9 protein-coding genes and 2 riboswitches are annotated in these 18,468 nt (G+C 43.2%); all 9 genes read left to right on the top strand.

The annotated features are described in order from the left end of the window. Nucleotides 1–24 precede the first annotated feature (24 nt). On the top strand, nucleotides 25–4,503 hold the full coding sequence (gene essC / locus CU633_RS20425) for a type VII secretion protein EssC (protein ID WP_101662401.1): 4,479 nt from the start codon (nucleotides 25–27) through the stop codon (nucleotides 4,501–4,503). Continuing rightward, the gene (gene esaA, locus CU633_RS20420) at nucleotides 4,500–7,130 is read left to right on the top strand and encodes a type VII secretion protein EsaA (protein ID WP_101662400.1); all 2,631 of its coding nucleotides are present in this window, start codon (nucleotides 4,500–4,502) and stop codon (nucleotides 7,128–7,130) included. The genes essC and esaA overlap by 4 nt, the downstream gene beginning before the upstream one ends. Continuing rightward, a complete protein-coding gene (gene essA / locus CU633_RS20415) occupies nucleotides 7,120–7,602 on the top strand; it encodes a type VII secretion protein EssA (RefSeq protein ID WP_101662399.1) in 483 nt (160 codons plus the stop codon). Before esaA ends, essA begins: the two co-directional genes overlap by 11 nt. 301 nt (nucleotides 7,603–7,903) lie before the next feature. Beyond that, entirely contained in the window at nucleotides 7,904–8,860 is a 957-nt protein-coding gene (locus CU633_RS20410; RefSeq protein ID WP_101662398.1) for an AAA family ATPase, read from the top strand. Nucleotide 8,861: 1 nt separating this feature from the next. Further along, nucleotides 8,862–10,076, top strand: coding sequence for a DUF58 domain-containing protein (locus CU633_RS20405; protein ID WP_101662397.1), 1,215 nt, complete (start codon nucleotides 8,862–8,864; stop codon nucleotides 10,074–10,076). Further along, complete coding sequence (locus tag CU633_RS20400) at nucleotides 10,073–12,283, top strand: transglutaminase-like domain-containing protein (RefSeq protein ID WP_308314810.1); 2,211 nt, start codon at nucleotides 10,073–10,075, stop codon at nucleotides 12,281–12,283. Before CU633_RS20405 ends, CU633_RS20400 begins: the two co-directional genes overlap by 4 nt. Before the next feature lie 36 nt (nucleotides 12,284–12,319). Continuing rightward, a riboswitch (purine riboswitch) is annotated at nucleotides 12,320–12,421 on the top strand. 181 nt (nucleotides 12,422–12,602) lie between these two features. After that, nucleotides 12,603–14,123: a glutamine-hydrolyzing GMP synthase gene (gene guaA / locus CU633_RS20395; protein WP_180955054.1), complete on the top strand. Its 1,521-nt coding sequence runs from the start codon at nucleotides 12,603–12,605 to the stop codon at nucleotides 14,121–14,123. 173 nt (nucleotides 14,124–14,296) lie between these two features. Continuing rightward, a riboswitch (purine riboswitch) is annotated at nucleotides 14,297–14,398 on the top strand. Between the two features lie 169 nt (nucleotides 14,399–14,567). Further along, nucleotides 14,568–15,902, top strand: coding sequence for an NCS2 family permease (locus CU633_RS20390; protein WP_101662395.1), 1,335 nt, complete (start codon nucleotides 14,568–14,570; stop codon nucleotides 15,900–15,902). Nucleotides 15,903–16,146: 244 nt separating this feature from the next. After that, entirely contained in the window at nucleotides 16,147–18,207 is a 2,061-nt protein-coding gene (gene ptsG / locus CU633_RS20385) for a glucose-specific PTS transporter subunit IIBC (RefSeq protein ID WP_101662394.1), read from the top strand. The last annotated feature ends 261 nt before the right edge of the window (nucleotides 18,208–18,468 follow it).

Below are 18,468 nucleotides of genomic sequence, written 5' to 3'. Positions count from 1 at the left end.
CTTGATTCTACAGGAGGTGATAGCTTGAGCACCATTTGGTTGTTTTATAATCAACATTACCAGCGGGTCCCGGTAAAAAAAGGCCAGCCCCATTTATTCACCGTTGGCCGGGATGTTCAACAAACGGTAACCTTAAGGGAATTCCCGTTTCAAGATGGGCCACTAGAAATCGAGACCGATGGACTTGCTGTTTTAACGGTTAAGCAAAATGGAAAGCCGATTGGACAGGCAACAATCACAGAACCGTTCCAGCTGAAAGAGCAGCATGAAACATTATCGATTTTCTTCACAGCGGAAGATGAGAAAACAGAAACCTATTATATAGGAAGTCATCAAGAATTGACCTTTTCGCCGCATGAAAAGAGTACGGTCGTCTTTAAAGCGCAGCGGTCCGTCCTTAAAGCTGAAGATGATTCTTTTATTCTGGTTAACACGAGGACGGGTTGGGTGGTTGAGCCTGGGAACGGTATTCTCTACTTGAACGGACAAAGAATCTCAAAAAATAAAAAAGTGGAAACAGGCGACATTTTATTTCGTCCATTCATGACGATCCGCCTGCTCGAAGACGACTTGTTGGAAATCAACAGTTTGGAAGATTACGAGACATCTCTTTCATTAACTCGCCGTCCCCAATCGGAAATGAGCAAAAAGTATCCGGTTTACAGAAGGACGCCGAGGATGATTTATGAGCTTCCTAACGAAAAAGTGACTTTGTCTTTTCCTGCCCAGGAGTCGGATGATACAAACAGAGGCTTATGGCTCATTATCATGCCTCCTTTAATCATGCTGATTGTAATGGGCGTTGTCGCACTGATTCAGCCAAGAGGAATATTTATTATTATTTCCATGGTTATGTTCATGACAACAATGGTCACGTCGACTGTTCAATACTTTAAGGATAAAAGTACCCAGAAAAAGCGGAAAGAGCGGAGGCGCAGGGTTTATACGCAATATCTTGAAAACAAGCGTACTGAACTGCAGGAGTTAGCCGAAAAACAGAAGCAGGTGCTGAAGTTTCATTTTCCATCCTTTGAAAGAATGAAGTACTTGACCGGACAGATTTCCGACCGGCTTTGGGAGCGTTCGCTTGAAAGCCATGACTTTCTTCAATTCCGGCTTGGTACCGGTACAGTACCACCCAGCTACCAGGTCAATGTGAGCGCCGGGGATCTGGCAAACCGGGAAATTGATGATTTGCTCGAGCAATCGCAGCTGATGGAAAAGGTGTACCGGGAAATTAAAAATGTTCCGGTTGTCGCAGATTTATCACAGGGATCGATCGGGCTGATTGGTAAAGAAGCTGTGGTGATGAATGAAATTCACCAGATCATTGGCCAGCTTGCCTTTTTCCACAGCTATCATGATTTAAGATTTGTGTTTATTTTTAATGAAAAAGAGTACAGCGAATGGGAATGGGTCAAGTGGCTGCCACACTTCCAGCTGCCTCATATCCATGCGAAAGGCTTGATTTACAATGAGCAAACCCGTGACCAATTGCTTTCGTCCATTTACGAAATTCTTCGGGAGAGGGACCTGGTTGAAGACAAGGAGAAAACAAGATTTTCTCCGCATCTCGTCTTTATTATCACCAACCAGCAGTTAATTGCCGACCATGTCATTCTCGAATATTTGGAAGGAAAGCATACGCATCTGGGAATTTCGGTTATTTTTGCCGCCGATTCAAAAGAGAGCTTGACCGAGAATATCCAAACTCTTGTCAGATACATCAATGACAGGGAGGGGGATATTTTAATCCAGCAGAAAAAAGCTGTGTCGATTCCTTTCCGGCTCGATTCCCACCAGCGAAAAGGCAATGAAGCTTTTGCACGGATGATGAGAACGCTGGATCATCAAGTTGGGATGACCAATTCGATTCCGGGCAGCGTTTCTTTCCTGGAAATGCTGAACATAAAAGAAGTCGAGCAGCTGCCGATCACACAAAATTGGTTAACGATGGAATCGGCTAAATCATTGGCTGTCCCAATTGGGCTAAAAGGGAAAGAAGATGTCGTTGAACTAAATCTTCATGAAAAAGCCCATGGCCCGCATGGACTTCTCGCCGGAACAACCGGATCGGGGAAAAGTGAACTTCTGCAAACATACATATTGTCTCTGGCCGTTCACTTTCATCCCCATGAAGTCGCATTTTTATTGATTGATTATAAAGGGGGAGGCATGGCGCAGCCTTTTAAAAACATGCCCCACTTGCTTGGGACGATTACCAATATTGAAGGCAGTAAAAACTTCAGCTCACGAGCGCTCGCCTCGATCAAAAGCGAGTTGAGAAAGCGCCAGCGCTTGTTTGATAGATACCAGGTCAATCATATTAATGACTATACAGATTTATATAAACAAAATCTTGCTGAGGAACCACTTCCGCACCTGTTCTTGATTTCGGATGAATTTGCCGAATTAAAAAGTGAAGAGCCTGAATTCATCAGGGAGCTTGTCAGTGCGGCGCGTATCGGCCGAAGCCTCGGAGTCCATTTAATTTTGGCTACGCAGAAACCGGGCGGTGTCATTGATGAGCAGATTTGGAGCAATGCCCGCTTTCGGGTCGCATTGAAGGTTCAGAATGTCGAGGACAGCCGGGAAATCCTCAAGAACGGCGATGCGGCTTCGATCACCGTGACTGGCAGAGGCTATCTCCAGGTCGGCAATAACGAAATTTATGAGCTTTTCCAGTCGGCTTGGAGTGGCGCCAAGTATCTTGAAGACACTTCCGAAACAGAAGATGAGGTGGCGATCGTCACCGACCTTGGCTTGATTCCGCTTTCGGACGTGTCCACACATGAGAGAAAGAAAAAAGAAGGGCAAACGGAGATAGAAGCGATTGTTGATCAGATCGAAACAGTGCAAAAGGAAATGGGCATTGAAAAGCTGAGCAGCCCTTGGCTGCCGCCGCTTGCAAACCGTCTGTCCCGGAGAAAGTATACTTCTGACAATGAGCGCGAGATTTACTTTGCCTTAATCGACGAGCCGGAAAAACAAAGCCAGACACCTTATGGATACGAAGTCATGGACGATGGAAACATCGGGATTTTTGGTTCTTCCGGTTACGGGAAATCGCATACAGCCATGACCCTTCTGCTCAGTATCGCAGAGCGCTACAGCCCTGAAGATGTTTATTACTATGTATTCGATTTTGGAAATGGAGCACTCCTGCCATTAAAGCAGCTGCCACACACTGCAGACTTTTTCTTAATCGATGATGAACGGAAAATAGAGAAGTTCATGAGGATATTAAGAGAGGAAATAGCGCGCAGAAAACAGTTGTTTCAGCAGCGGGAAGTCAGCAGCATTAAAATGTATAACTCGCTCGGCGCCGACAAGCTTCCGCTCCTGTTTATTACGATTGATAATTTTGATCTCATCAAAGAAGAGATGCAGGACCTCGAAACGCAAATCAATCAGTTTGCCAGGGATGGGCAGTCGCTGGGAGTGTACATGATTTTTACTGCGACAAGAATTAACTCGATTCGTCAATCGTTGATGAACAATTTAAAAACTAAAATCGTTCACTATTTGATGGACAATACTGAAGCCTACACGATCTTGGGAAGAGTGCCGTTTGCACCAGAACCAATACCGGGAAGGGCGATTATTAAACAAGAAGAAACTTTCTTTTCACAGGTATTTTTGCCGGCAGATGGCGCGGATGACTATGAACTATTGGACACAATTAGACACGATATTCAGTTAATAAAAGAAAAATATGAAGGGTTAAAAGTTCCTGAGGCGGTTCCAATGCTTCCATCTGAATTGACGATGATTAACTTTGCCCAATATACAGATGGCATGAAACAGCCGGGAATGATCCCGATCGGCCTCGATGAAGAGTTCGTCAAGCCTGTCTACATGAATTTTGTGAAAAATAAGCATGGGTTGATTGTCGGCCAGGCGCAAAAAGGAAAGACAAATGTCCTGAAGGTTATTTTAAATACAGCCTTGCTTCAGGGCATTGAACCGATTGGAATTTTTGACTCGTTTGACCGGGGGCTATCCGCTTATATGGACGAAGAAAACGTCGTTTATATAGAATCAAAGGAGGATATTTCCGATTGGCTTGGCAGTGTTGAGCAGATTGTATCGAATAGGGAAAGAGACTATCTTGAAAGAATCCAGCACGGCAGTGTGAATATGGACTTTGCGCCAATTATACTCGCGGTCGATGGTTATGCGCGATTCTCGCAAATATTGGACAGCCAGTTACAGGATAAAATCGCCAGCCTCATGAAAAATTACAGCCATCTTGGGTTTAATGTTTTGGTGGCCGGAAGCAATAATGACCTGTCAAAAGGCTATGATTCCTTAACGTCAGAAATAAAGCAGATCCGCCAGGCCGTTATTTTGATGAAGAAATCAGAACAAACTCTTTTTACGCTTCCTTATGAGCGCAAAGAAGAAGAAATACACCCGGGCTATGGATATTACGTAATCAATGGGAAGGAAATCAAAATCCAAATTCCGCTATGTGCCACTGAAAGGAAGGTCTATACATGACGTGGAAAACGAAATACATTGTGAAAATGATTGTTGTTGTTTTCCTCATTTTTTCGACACCGGCCGTTTTCTTTGGTTCTGTCGGTGACAACGAATTGCAGGAAAGGGCCAATGCAACAAGGACAATTGCCGTTGTAAATGAAGATACCGGTGCAGATAAAGAGGACAGATCATTGGAATTCGGCAAAGAGTTCTCCAATATTCTCGCAGAAGATTCGGATTACAAATGGACAGTCCTCAGCCGGAGTGCTGCTGTGAATGGATTGGAAAGTACAAAGTACGATGCAGTCGTCTTTATTCCATCAGATTTTTCAAGGAATATCATGACCTATGAAGACCAGCAGCCTGTTAAGGCGAAGTTCGAGTATACGGTCCAGGATCAACTAAATGTTTTCAATCGTGAAAAAGTGCTGCGTGAAATTGAGCAGGCAACAACCCGTGTAAACGGAAAAATTTCCACTTTATACTGGGCGTATGTCTCTCAAGACCTGGAAAATGTCCGGAGTAAATTTGACGAAATCCTGCAGAAAGAAATCGACTTCCAGAATGCGATGCTCGCTTTCTATAAACCAAGCTCACAAAGCCTCGCCGGCGAAATAGAGCAACAAAGAAGCATGCTCGAAAGCATTCAATCCACGATGAGATCAACAGTAGCTTCGTCACCGCAGCGGGAGAACAACGTAAAACAATTTGAGCAGAGTCTTGCGGCTTTTGTGAAGTATGTAGAGGACTATCAGGAGTATCAGGAATTGCAGCAGCAGACTTTGCAGAAAGCGCAGGATGAAAATGTAACTAGCATTCAAAATGCCAGTACCACTCAAAGTGATTCAACTGGAAGATCAAAACAACTATTTGAGCAGAGTACCCAAAAAATCTCTGTAGATTTGGGAGAGATTGGTGAAGATATCAAAGAGAACAATGAGATGATAAAAAATCTGTCTTTATCTCGTTCTGAACAGGTCAAAGAACAACCTAATCAGTTAGTAGCCTATATTAATTCACAAGATTCAATAAAATTAAAGCAACTTGAAGCTGAACTTATGCAAATAAAAGGTGAACTGAATAGTAGTTCTGGAGATGGTAATCCTGAGTCAATCTTAGATTTACAGGCTGAATTAGCTGAACTTACAAAAATTCATGATGAAGTGATTGCTTTAAAAACATCCCTTGAACAAGAGCCTGAACCAGAAACCCAGATTATAGAGGATTTAGGCGATTGGGCTTCTCGAATAAATATATTAAAAACTAATTTAGAAACTAAGAATACAGGAGATAATAATCCTCTAAAACCAATTGTAGAGAATAAGGAGCAACTAATTCTTGGGTTAGAAAATTTACCTGCGAATAATAATTTATCAAATATATTTGGGATTACTATTAATAATAATGATCTGGTAAAAAATCTAAAATATTATTCGCTTCTGGAACAGTATGAATCTACCTTAAAAGGCATGCTTTATGATAACAGTGAAAATAAATTACAATTCTTAAATGATATTAATAAAATAATTGCAATGAATCCTGATGAGCAAAAAGCTTGGGAAACTCTAAACACAGATCTACCTTCTACAGAAGCAGATATGACTGCTTTAGAAGGTACATTACAAGCATTCATTACAGAATACCGTACAAACCTAGATAAAGAACAAAAAATAGTCCAAGATGACCTAAAATCAATCGAAGAAACTGCCAATTCTGTGTTAAAGCAAATTCAGAACCCTGCGCATCTGTTAACCCGAAACGTGCCAACACCTGAAAAAGGAGCAGATGGCACAGTTGTAGTTTCAAGCCAGAAAAGCATTAGCGAGGAAGTGCTGAGGATCAATGAGTTAATGACCTCATTAGGTGAGAGCCAGGGCAATATCGTCGCTTATACGGACGAACTGCAAACCCAGGTCCAAAATGTCCAGAAGGATGCAGATACGCTGAACGAAAAATGGGGCACAAATGTCGCCACGACTCAATTGTTCCGTGATGATATCTTCAGCGTTCTTGGCAACGCCTATGTGGACGGCCAGCAAAATGGCCCGGTTTATGAATATTTGTCGCAACCGCTGCAAATCAGCGGGGATGGAACTTCGAAAGAGGAAGAAGAAAAGAAAGTTCCGCCAGTTGTCATTTTGGCGATTGTGTTATTGAGCAGCCTGTTAATCGGTTATTTCAGCTACTACTTCAAAGGGGCTTCCATGCTGGTTCAAGGCTCGATGTTTGTGTTATTAAATTTAATCGTCGGTTTGATTATTAGCTTATTTGGCTTAAATATCTATCCACTAGGCGAAACCCGGGCGATTGAATGGTCGATATTTACGATCCTTCTTTTGGCTGCTGCTTCGACTCTCGTGCTGGTCAGCTTTAAAATAGGAAATTTAATTGGCTGGGTTGCAAGTGTAGCGCTTGTTGCATTCTTCATCACACCGCTGCTTGCTCTAGCTGCTCCAAACTTTCAGTATGAAGACCAAATGTCAAAGGTTTATATGTCGATTCAATACGGTACAAGTTCACTGTTCACACCGGCTGTTATCGTCTTAACAGCGATCATTCTTTTCCTTTCCATCATACCGCTCGCGTTCAATGCACTGAAGAATGCACGGGCTCATAAGGAAGGGGAAGAGGCACATGAAGCTTAAAAGCTTTATTATCGCTTTAATGCTCCCCGCTGCCATTTTCTTAAACGGAAATTCAGCGGGGGCCAGTCCCGATATTGATACTTTAACGCCCAATACTTATGAAAAAAAAGAATTTGATGAAAACACTAATTTCTTACATGAGGATTCTCTTTATGACAATAAGAAAGCTATTCCAGAGGAGCAAAAAGGTTTGACCTTTGAAAAACAAAAATCGAATCCACTGGACAGTGTAAAAGATCAGCTGTTTATCGGGGAGGGCAAAACCACTAATACGATCACCGCGACTGCAGAACGGTTAAAGCTTTTTTCGGATATGGATCATAACAACAAATTTGAAGTGTCTGAGAATACAGAAAATAACACAAACGATAATTCCAGGCTCATGATTTTATATATTGGCTTGCTTGCAGTTGGAATCATCGTCATGCTTGTCTTGCTCATTCCGAAAATGGCACAAGGCAAGAGGCAATGATTGATAAAAACTTGTCTTAAGTAACACGAAAAAAAGCCCGCCTGCTACAGTGATCAGGTGGGCTTTTTGATGCAATGGAAAAATTTTAAAGTGAATGATACGAAACTTTTTCCCCGTGATTAACGTCTATGTAATCATGGGGATTTTTGTCTAATTAACGGTATTTTCCCCGATTCCTACTTTTTTGTTACAGGAATTTTACAGAATTTAAAGAATATAAGAATAGACAGTTTTTATGAGCAGTGAACTTCCTTTTCGGATGAAGGGGAGATAATTTATAGGGAGATCCAGGAGGGAAACAATGGCAAGAGATCAAATGAACCCAACCATTGAAAAGATTATCAGCAATATTGAAAGAGTCATGACCGGCAAGCGGAATGTCGCCGAATTAAGTCTGGTAGCATTATTGGCTGAGGGCCATGTGCTCCTCGAAGATGTTCCCGGAGTGGGAAAAACGATGATGGTCAGGGCGATCGCGAAATCGGTAAGTGCCAACTTTAAACGGATCCAATTTACCCCTGATTTATTGCCTTCCGATGTGACCGGAGTATCTATCTATAATCCTAAAGAGCTTGAATTCCAGTTCAGGCCTGGCCCGATTATGGGAAATATTATTCTTGCCGATGAAATCAATCGTACTTCTCCGAAAACCCAATCTGCTTTGCTCGAGGGGATGGAGGAAGGCAGTGTTACCATTGATGGAGTGACCCATAAGCTTGAGCGGCCGTTTTTTGTTATGGCGACGCAAAACCCGATTGAGTATGAGGGGACATATCCGCTTCCTGAGGCGCAGCTCGACCGTTTCCTGTTAAAAATGAAGATGGGCTATCCGGAAATCGATGAGGAAATGGAAGTGCTTAATCGGGCACAAAAGGTGCCGCCGATTGAAGAATTGGAGCCGGTTGTCGATCTTGAAGAGCTGCGGCATTTACAGCAGCAAATCAAAGAGGTTTTTGTGGATGATACGATTAAAAGATATATTGTCGATATCGCGAACCGGACCAGAAACCATGGAAGTGTTTATCTTGGTGCCAGCCCGCGCGGTTCGATTGCTTTAATGAAGGCAGCGCAGGCTTTTGCCTTTATGTATGGCAGGGATTATGTGATTCCCGATGATATCCAATACCTCGCTCCGAATGTATTTGCCCACCGGCTTATTTTAAAATCGGAAGCAAAATTTGAAGGGATTTCCCCTGAAGAAATCATTAACCGGGTGCTGGCAAGGGTGCCTGTTCCTGTACAAAGGCTCGTGAAGTAGCATGAAAAATCAATGGGCTCACCTGCAAAGCGTTTGGAAGCTGATCGTTTTATTGTTTTTAGTCATTCTCACTTTTTCATACGCAATGTTTCAAGGTGGATTTGTCAGCTGGTTTCTGTTTTATAGTTTTCTTCCCTTTGCTTTCTATGGCCTGGCCCTGGCCTTCTACTCACTTACTGATATCGAAGTAGAAAGGGTACTTGTAAAGAATGAATTTAATTCAGGTGAAACATTGAAGGCCGAAGTGCGCCTGTCGAGAAGATTTGCATTCCCTTTGTTTTATCTGGTCCTTGAGGATTGTTTTGGTGAGCCATTGGCTTTTTCCCGCCAGCAGAAACAGGCGAAGGCTTTTTTAACACCGGGCTTCAGGAAAAAGCTATCGTTTCGCTATACGATTGATGATCTGCCGAGGGGCGAACATGTGTTAACAGCCATTCGGGTCAAAACCGGCGATCCGCTTGGTTTGATTGAAAAAGAAAAGCGAATTGCGGCCGAGGATAAAGTAATTGTTTACCCGGCCTTTGAAGAGCTGATATATCGTCCTCTGGAAAACCATTACGACCAGGGAATGACGGCATCGAAGGAAAGGGTGCAGCGGGATACGTCGATGGCCATCGGCATTCGCGAATACCAGCCCGGCGATCGCTTTTCATGGATCAATTGGAAAGCGACGGCAAAGCGGAATGATATTATGACCAAACAATTCGAACAGCGGCAATCGGATGATGTTTATATTATGATGGATTGCGCACCTGAAGGAAGATTTGAAGTTATTGTCTCGTTTACCGCGTCAATTATTCGGGCAATTCTCCGCAAAGGTGCCCAGGCAGGCCTGTTATCCTCCAGTGATGAACGGGCAGCTTTTTCGATTCGCGGCGGTGAGGTCCAGCAACAGCAGCTTTTTTTTCATCTTGCCAAAGTAAGGGATGCAAGTCCGGTCATGCTGGACCGCGTCCTGGAAACGGAGACCTTTTTAACCCAGCAAAATGTGACCATCATGCTCGTGACTTCCCAGCTGACAAAACCGCTGATTGAAAGAGCCGGCTATTTTGTCCAGCGGAGGAGCTCTGTTGTGTTATTTTTAATAAAGAATGAAAAAGAATCCCCTTCCCACAATGAACTCTCATTAAAAGCAGCTGCAACGGCCAGGGGAGTCCGTGTAGTGATGATTCATAATGGCCAGTTTACTGAGGCGTTTTCGGAGGTGAACAGATGATGACCTCAAGTACAACCGGAAAAGGTTTTCCAAATTTTCTGCTCTATATTTTCGGGTTTTTGCTTTTATGGGAATGGCTTCGGCCGCTTGAGCAACTGACTGCGACAGGAAATATCCATCTGTTCCTGATTTTTCTTATCGTTGCTTTCGGTCTATATATTATAGGAGCCGGGAAAGTTCTTGGGGCGGCTGTAAAAGTTCTGTATATTGTGTATGCTTTAAACTATTTTCATCTTGAAGGTTCTTTCTTCAGTTTGCAGTGGCTTCCGTCTTTAATCGCCGATATTCAAAGTAATGCAGTGCTCGTCCTGGCTGCAGAATGGCAGCAACTGACGGATATGTTCCGGAGCCTGTTATTCTTTGTGCTTTTATGGCTAATGGCTTACCTTATCCAATATTGGCTGATCAGCCGCCGGAAAATATTTATTTTCTTCTTTATGACGTTAATTTATATTACTGTCCTTGATACGTTCACGCCTTATCAAGCAGATGGGGCTATCATCCGTACGGTTATTGGCGGATTCACGTTGATGGGCTTGCTTACTTTTTTCCGTTTGGTGGAAACGGAATCGATTAATAAAGGCGCGTTTTTTTCGAAAAAATGGATTGTACCGTTGGCCGGGATGGTCGCCTTCAGTGCAATCTTCGGCTATATCGCTCCAAAGGCAGAACCGATTTGGCCCGATCCTGTTCCTTTTATTACATCCTATAATCAGGAAAGTGGCAGCGGAGAAGGGGGCGGCATACGGCGAGTTGGATATGGAACAGATGATTCCCGGCTTGGCGGCCCATTCATAGGCAGTGAACAACTCGTCTTCAGAGCGGAAATCGAGTCCCGCCATTACTGGAAGGTGGAGACAAAGGATGTATATACGGGAAAAGGCTGGGTCGTTTCCGAGGAAAATCCAGCAATGGTTCCATTTGCCGAAAATGAACCTGTGCCAATTTCTGCAATAGCGGATGGGGTAGAAACGGATGAGCGGAAAGGGTCGTTATTTTTCAGCCAGAATTATTCACATATCACATATCCGGTCGGACTCAAGGAAATTTCCGGGGATATCGGCTATTCCTTTGAGGTAAATCCGGTAACGGAAAAAATTAATACGCTTCGGTCAGGCGAGCTGGCTCCGATTAACCAGTACACAGTCACTTACGAAATTCCTGAATACAGTGTGACTGCGCTGCGGGAGACGGCCAATGCCAATAGTGCCGGACTTGATGCTGCATTTATTGAGCAGTATACACAGGTTCCTGACGGACTTCCGGACAGGGTCAGGGAATTGGCTGAGAACATTACGGCAGGAGAGACGTCATGGTTTAATAAAGCGAGGAAGATCGAACAGTATTTTGGCAGAAGCGGCTTTACTTATGACCAGACCGATGTGGCCATTCCGGGACCAAATGATGACTATGTGGATCAATTTTTGTTTGAGACAAAAAAGGGCTATTGCGATAATTATTCGACTTCGATGGCTATTATGCTGCGGACACTCGGTATACCGGCCCGCTGGGTAAAAGGGTTCACTGAAGGGGAATTTATCGAGATGAGCGACGGTAACAAGCGGATCTTTGAGATAAGAAACAATAACGCCCATTCCTGGGTTGAAGTATTTTTCCCGAACGCCGGCTGGGTTCAGTTCGAACCGACGCAAGGCTTTTCAAATAGTACCATCTTCAATTTCGACTCTGTTACAACGCAGCAGCCGAACACGCAGACAGCAACACCTGCACAAACACCCCGGACACCCCAGCTTGAGAAACCTAAAGAACCAGGCTCTGACAGCAAATCAACGTTTTCCTTCAAAAATGTATGGGAAGCGGTGAAAGACTTCTTTGCTGAGCATTGGGACCGAATCTTGTTGGCTGCTGCCGGAGCAGGAATCATTGCGTTCATTTTGTATAAATACAGGACGAAATGGCTGCCATATTACTTTATTTGGCGATTCAGGCACAGAAACGACAATGAAGATTTCGCGAAGGCTTATTTAGTCTTGTTAAAGCAATTTGACCGCTTTGGGCTAATCCGTAAAGGCGACCAGACGTTACGAGAGTACGCCAATTATATTGATTCTTTCTTTTCGTCGCAAGAAATGTCCAATTTAACCGATAAATATGAACACTTCTTATACAGGGGAAAACTTGAGGATGGCAGCTGGGCTGAAATGAAGGAATTGTGGCAAAATTTAATTAAAAAAACGAGTGCTTGACCAAAAAAATGATCACCTGATACAATGTTTTGGAACTAAATATTTGTACGTATCCTTCATATATCCTCGAAAATAGGGTTCGAAAGTTTCTACCAAATCACCGTAAATGATTTGACTATGAAGGCAGATCATTCTTTTATCAGCACGCATAAAAACCGGAATTCTGCCTTCATCTATTTTTGCAGGGAGAATTCCGGTTTTATTTGTTTATTGAAGATTTTTAATCTGACAGTAAATAATAGAATTAAACTGACAGTTTTCAACAAATTTGAACGAGGTGACCATTTTGCCAGGGAAAACAGAATTGCAAAGCCAGGAAATGATCGTGGTTCTCGATTTCGGCAGTCAATACAATAAATTGATTACCCGGAGAATCCGCGAATTTGGGGTTTACAGTGAATTGCATCCCCATACGATTACGGCAGAAGAAATAAAGAAAATGAATCCAAAAGGAATTATTTTTTCCGGTGGGCCAAATAGCGTCTATGATGAAAATTCCTTCCGCTGTGATGAAGAAATTTTTGAATTGGGCCTTCCTATTCTGGGGATTTGCTATGGAATGCAATTGATGACGATTCATTTTGGCGGAAAGGTAGAACGCGCCAAAACCCGTGAATATGGAAAAGCAGTCATGAAAGTTCAGCAGCCAAATCGATTGTTTGCCGGGCTTCCCGATGAGCAGGTCGTTTGGATGAGCCATGGCGATCTTGTCGTTGAAGCACCTGAAGGTTTTACCGTAGATGGCACAAATCCGTCGTGTCCGATTGCTGCAATCAGTGATGAAGAGCGCCGCTTATACGGTGTCCAATTCCACCCTGAAGTAAGGCATTCTGTATATGGTAACGATATGATCAGAAATTTCGTATTCACTGTCTGCGAGTGCACAGGTGACTGGTCAATGGAAAACTTTATTGAAATCGAGATGGAAAAAATCCGTCAGTCTGTTGGTGATAAAAAAGTTCTCTGTGCGCTCAGCGGCGGGGTCGACTCATCGGTGGTAGCTGTGTTGATCCATAAAGCGATCGGCGACCAACTGACATGTATTTTTGTCGATCACGGCCTCCTCCGTAAAAATGAAGCCAACAGTGTGATGAAAACATTTGCCGATGGATTTAATATGAACGTGATTAAAGTCGACGCGAAGGACCGTTTCTTAAGCAAACTAAAGGGTATATCCGATCCTGAGCAAAAACGTAAAATTATCGGAAACGAATTTATTTATGTGTTTGATGATGAGGCTACAAAGCTTGAGGGAATCGAATTTTTAGCGCAGGGAACCCTCTATACTGATATTATTGAAAGCGGCACAGCGACGGCACAGACGATAAAATCGCACCATAATGTTGGCGGATTACCGGAAGATATGCAATTCAAGCTGATCGAGCCCCTTAATACACTGTTTAAAGATGAAGTTCGTGCTCTTGGCACCGAGCTTGGTATCCCCGATGAGATTGTCTGGCGCCAGCCGTTCCCGGGACCAGGTTTGGGAATTCGCGTCCTTGGTGAGATTTCAGAAGAAAAGCTGGAAATTGTCCGGGAATCGGATGCAATTTTACGCGAAGAAATCAAGAAAGCCGGACTCGATCGCGATATATGGCAGTACTTTACCGTTCTTCCCGATATCCGCAGCGTCGGCGTCATGGGAGATGCCCGCACATATGATTACACAATCGGTATTCGCGCTGTTACTTCAATAGACGGGATGACATCCGACTGGGCGCGGATCCCGTGGGATGTACTGGAAATCATTTCTACGCGGATTGTGAATGAAGTGGATCATATTAACCGGGTTGTCTACGATATTACAAGCAAACCGCCGGCAACGATTGAGTGGGAGTAAGAGGTGCAATGATAAGGAAAGTACCGCGGACTGGATCCCGGTCTTCCTTATCACTTATATTTTAATAAGGTAATTTAAACAGCAGAAATACGAACAAAAATATACAAATAAGGAATAATGTTCGTTTTTTTGTTGACGGGATATATGCCCCCTGATAAAATGTATAAAGAAAAAAGAATATTGTCATAATACGTCGTATAATCTTGGGAATATGGCCCAACAGTTTCTACCGAGCTGCCGTAAACAGTTTGACTACGAGGTATGTGTTTTTATTCAGGGAAGGGTCTTTTGTTTTTATTCATTTTCTTTCAACTACCTTCATGAGGCACAGGCCTGTCGTCAAGCGCTCCGGTAACACTGAACTGGTGCGTTTTTTTATTTTTTCGGGTATATGACGATAAACGAACTCATTTTTTGTGACTATGAAGCGAGGGGTAAAAGAGAATGAAAAAGTATTTTCAGTTTGAAGAACTGGGCACGAATTACCGCCGCGAGTTTCTTGGCGGCCTAACAACTTTCTTGTCGATGGCGTACATTCTTATTGTTAATCCAATCACATTGTCATTGCAAACCGTGCCTGATCTGCCGGATGCAATGAGAATGGATTACGGGTCTGTATTCGCCGCAACAGCCCTGGCGGCTGCTTTAGGGTCTCTTGTTATGGGATTACTGGCGAAGTACCCGATTGCTCTTGCTCCAGGGATGGGCTTAAATGCATTTTTTGCTTATACAGTAGTACTTACAATGGGGATTCCGTGGCAAACGGCTCTCTCCGGTGTACTTATCTCAGGTTTGATCATGATGTTACTGACGTTATCAGGACTGCGTGAAATAATTATTAATTCAATCCCTGCGGAATTAAAATATGCCGTTGCTTCCGGGATCGGATTGTTTATTACCTTTATCGGATTTCAAAATGCCGGCATTATAACAAATGATGATGCTGTATTGGTCGGGCTTGGCGATTTAACAAACGGAAATACGATGCTCGCAGTGTTCGGGATTTTCATCACTGTTATTTTAATGACAAAAGGGATTAGAGGCGCAATCTTTATTGGAATGGTAATTACCGCCATCACCGGGATGATTTTTAACTTAATTGAAAGTCCTTCGGGAATAGTTGGGGCGGTGCCAAGTATTGAACCTACCTTCGGGGCGGCTTTCCAGGCGTTTACCGGCGAGGGCCAGCTACTTACTGTGCAAATGTTGGTTGTAATCTTAACGCTTTTGTTCGTTGACTTCTTTGATACAGCAGGAACCTTAGTTGCTGTGGCAAACCAGGCGGGATTAATAAAAGATAACAAGCTTCCTCGCGCGGGAAAAGCTCTGTTTGCTGATTCGTGTGGGACAGTCATCGGTGCCGTTTTAGGAACATCGACAACGACTTCGTATATCGAATCATCGGCGGGAGTGGCTGCGGGTGCAAGAACAGGCTTTGCTTCCATTGTAACAGCGGGATTTTTTCTCCTTTCTTTATTTTTCTCACCTCTGCTTGAAGTAATTACAGCACCGGTAACGGCGCCTGCTTTGATAATTGTCGGGGTGTTGATGGTTTCATCGTTAGGACAAATAGACTGGACCCGATTTGAAATTGCTGTTCCAGCGTTTTTAACCATTATAGCGATGCCGTTGACGTACAGTATCGCAACCGGTATTGCTATCGGATTTATTTTTTATCCGATCACAATGATCACCAAAGGTTGCAGCCGCGAGATACACCCGATCATGTATGCCCTGGCAATCATTTTCATCCTTTATTTCATTTTCGTTCTTAAATAGAAAATTGGAGAATCGTACAATGTGCGGTTCTTTTTTTTACGTTCACTTAGCGCTATTGACTTAAAGTGTTACTGATCGATCAGGGATGGGTAAAGAAGATAATTGGAATGGAGTGTTCTGGGTATTCTATCCTTATATAACTCTTATTCAATCATATTCTTTTCTCATGCTTTTTTATTTACCATTGATACTTAATGAGGAAAACGTTTTATGAACGAAACTTTATTAAATTGGGGGTTTTAACATGTTTAAAAAAGCTTTTGGTGTTTTACAGAAAGTTGGTAAAGCGCTTATGCTTCCGGTTGCGCTGTTGCCTGCGGCGGGTTTGCTGCTTGCGTTTGGTAATGCACTCCAAAACCCGGCATTGCTGGAGCTGGCTCCTTTTCTGGAAAACCGCGGGGTCGAAATGGTTGCCTCGGTTATGGAAGGGGCTGGGAATATTATTTTCGGCAATCTTCCATTGCTCTTTGCTGTCGGGGTTGCAATTGGTTTGGCTGGCGGTGAAGGTGTTGCCGGACTGGCCGCGATCATCGGTTATTTAATCATGAATGTAACGATGGGTACGGTGCTTGGAATTGAAGCCGCCGACTTGGAAGGCAGCCTTGAATACGCAGCAGTACTTGGTATTCCTACCTTGCAAACGGGGGTGTTTGGAGGTATTATCGTCGGGATTCTCGCTGCTTATATGTATAACAGGTTTTACGAAATTGAACTGCCGTCTTACCTTGGCTTCTTTGCCGGTAAACGCTTTGTTCCAATTGTAACTGCAGCAAGCGCCGTTCTTTTGGGATTATTGATGATCCTCATCTGGCCGCGTATTCAAAACGGTCTTAATACGTTCTCGCAAAACATGGTACACGCATACTTGCCTTTATCAGCTTTTGTTTTTGGTGTTATTGAACGGGCGTTAATTCCGTTCGGGCTGCATCATATATTCTATTCACCTTTCTGGTATGAGTTTGGCCAATATACGAATGCTGCTGGTGAAATCGTTCGTGGTGACCAGCGGATTTTCATGGAGCAAATCCGGGATGGTGTACAAGAATTAACTGCTGGTACGTTCATGACAGGTAAATTCCCGTTCATGATGTTTGGATTGCCAGCCGCAGCACTCGCGATCTACCAGGAAGCTCGTCCTGAAAGAAAAACAATCGTTGGTGGACTAATGGCTTCCGCTGCTTTAACATCTTTCTTAACAGGTATTACCGAGCCGATTGAATTTTCATTCCTTTTTGTTGCACCATTATTATTCGCAATCCATACGATTTTTGCAGGTCTGTCATTTATGACGATGCATTTATTAGATGTAAAAATCGGAATGACATTCTCCGGCGGATTGATTGACTATATTCTCTTCGGATTAATCAACCCGCAAACGAACGCTTGGCTTGTCATACCGGTCGGCCTTGTGTTTGCAATCATTTACTATTTCGGATTCCGCTTTGCGATTCGCAAATTTAACTTAATGACGCCAGGCCGTGAAGAAGTTAAGGAAGAAAAAATGACAACTACCCAAGCTGGAGATTTGGCCTATAACATCCTGGATGCAATGGGTGGCAAAGAAAACATTGCCCATCTTGATGCATGTATCACGCGTCTGCGCGTTTCCGTTAATGACATCAAGAATGTAGATAAAGATCGTCTGAAAAAGCTGGGTGCTGCTGGAGTTCTTGAAGTTGGAGATAACATACAGGCAATCTTTGGACCTCGTTCTGAAACGATTAAAGGGCAAATGAAAGATATTATGAACGGCAAAAAGCCGCGGGTTATCGAAAAAGCTCCTGAAAAAGGTATCGAGCAACAAATCGAAGAAGTAAATCCAGAAGCGCTTCAAACTGAAAAAGGTGGAGAGGATGTATTTGTCTCTCCGCTTAAAGGGGAAATCATACCGATTACCGAAGTTCCGGATGCCGTCTTTTCTGGTAAAATGATGGGTGATGGCTTCGCAATCATCCCTACAGAAGGAACAGTCGTTTCACCGGTAGATGGAAAGATCGTGAACCTATTCCCGACGAAGCATGCAATCGGAATCCTGTCCGATGCAGGCAGGGAAATCTTAATTCATATCGGAATTGATACGGTTAACTTGAAAGGACAAGGCTTTGAAGCACTGGTTGCTGAAAATGACCGTGTTAAAATCGGCCAACCGCTCTTGAAGATAGATCTCGATTATATTAAAGACAATGCTACTTCGACGATTACACCGATTGTCTTTACGAACCTTTCTGCTGATGAATCAATTGCCATCAACAAATCAGGAAGTGTAAATACAAAGGAAGAAAACATTATTTCCATCCGGAAATAGACGAGTTTCTACTTATTATATTATTGAAGCAAAGAGCGCCTGACTATGTGATTTATACCGTCAGGCGTTTCTGTGTTTAAGGCTGTTTATTGGTTTTAAATACCAGTTGTGAATTCACCTGAATTGTGTTGACTCTCTGTAATGAGGGTGATATTATATATGAACAGTGTCGCATACAACATGTTAAAAAATTACTTTAGGTTAATTGTAAAATCAAATGCAACACCATAAAAATAGAAAAGCCATAGTGAAACCGTGTTA

Origin of the sequence: Bacillus sp. V3-13 (assembly GCF_002860165.1) — a bacterium.
GTDB lineage: Bacteria > Bacillota > Bacilli > Bacillales > Cytobacillaceae > Bacillus_BJ.
The sequence above is the reverse complement of the archived record's forward strand: the minus strand, read 5'-3'. Positions and strand labels throughout refer to the sequence as shown.

Coding starts and splice junctions, on each gene's coding strand:
- esaA (WP_101662400.1), top strand. CDS start 4,500: ATGACGTGGAAAACGAAATACATTGTGAAAATGATTGTTGTTGTTTTC.
- essA (WP_101662399.1), top strand. CDS start 7,120: ATGAAGCTTAAAAGCTTTATTATCGCTTTAATGCTCCCCGCTGCCATT.
- CU633_RS20410 (WP_101662398.1), top strand. CDS start 7,904: ATGGCAAGAGATCAAATGAACCCAACCATTGAAAAGATTATCAGCAAT.
- CU633_RS20405 (WP_101662397.1), top strand. CDS start 8,862: ATGAAAAATCAATGGGCTCACCTGCAAAGCGTTTGGAAGCTGATCGTT.
- CU633_RS20400 (WP_308314810.1), top strand. CDS start 10,073: ATGATGACCTCAAGTACAACCGGAAAAGGTTTTCCAAATTTTCTGCTC.
- guaA (WP_180955054.1), top strand. CDS start 12,603: ATGATCGTGGTTCTCGATTTCGGCAGTCAATACAATAAATTGATTACC.
- CU633_RS20390 (WP_101662395.1), top strand. CDS start 14,568: ATGAAAAAGTATTTTCAGTTTGAAGAACTGGGCACGAATTACCGCCGC.
- ptsG (WP_101662394.1), top strand. CDS start 16,147: ATGTTTAAAAAAGCTTTTGGTGTTTTACAGAAAGTTGGTAAAGCGCTT.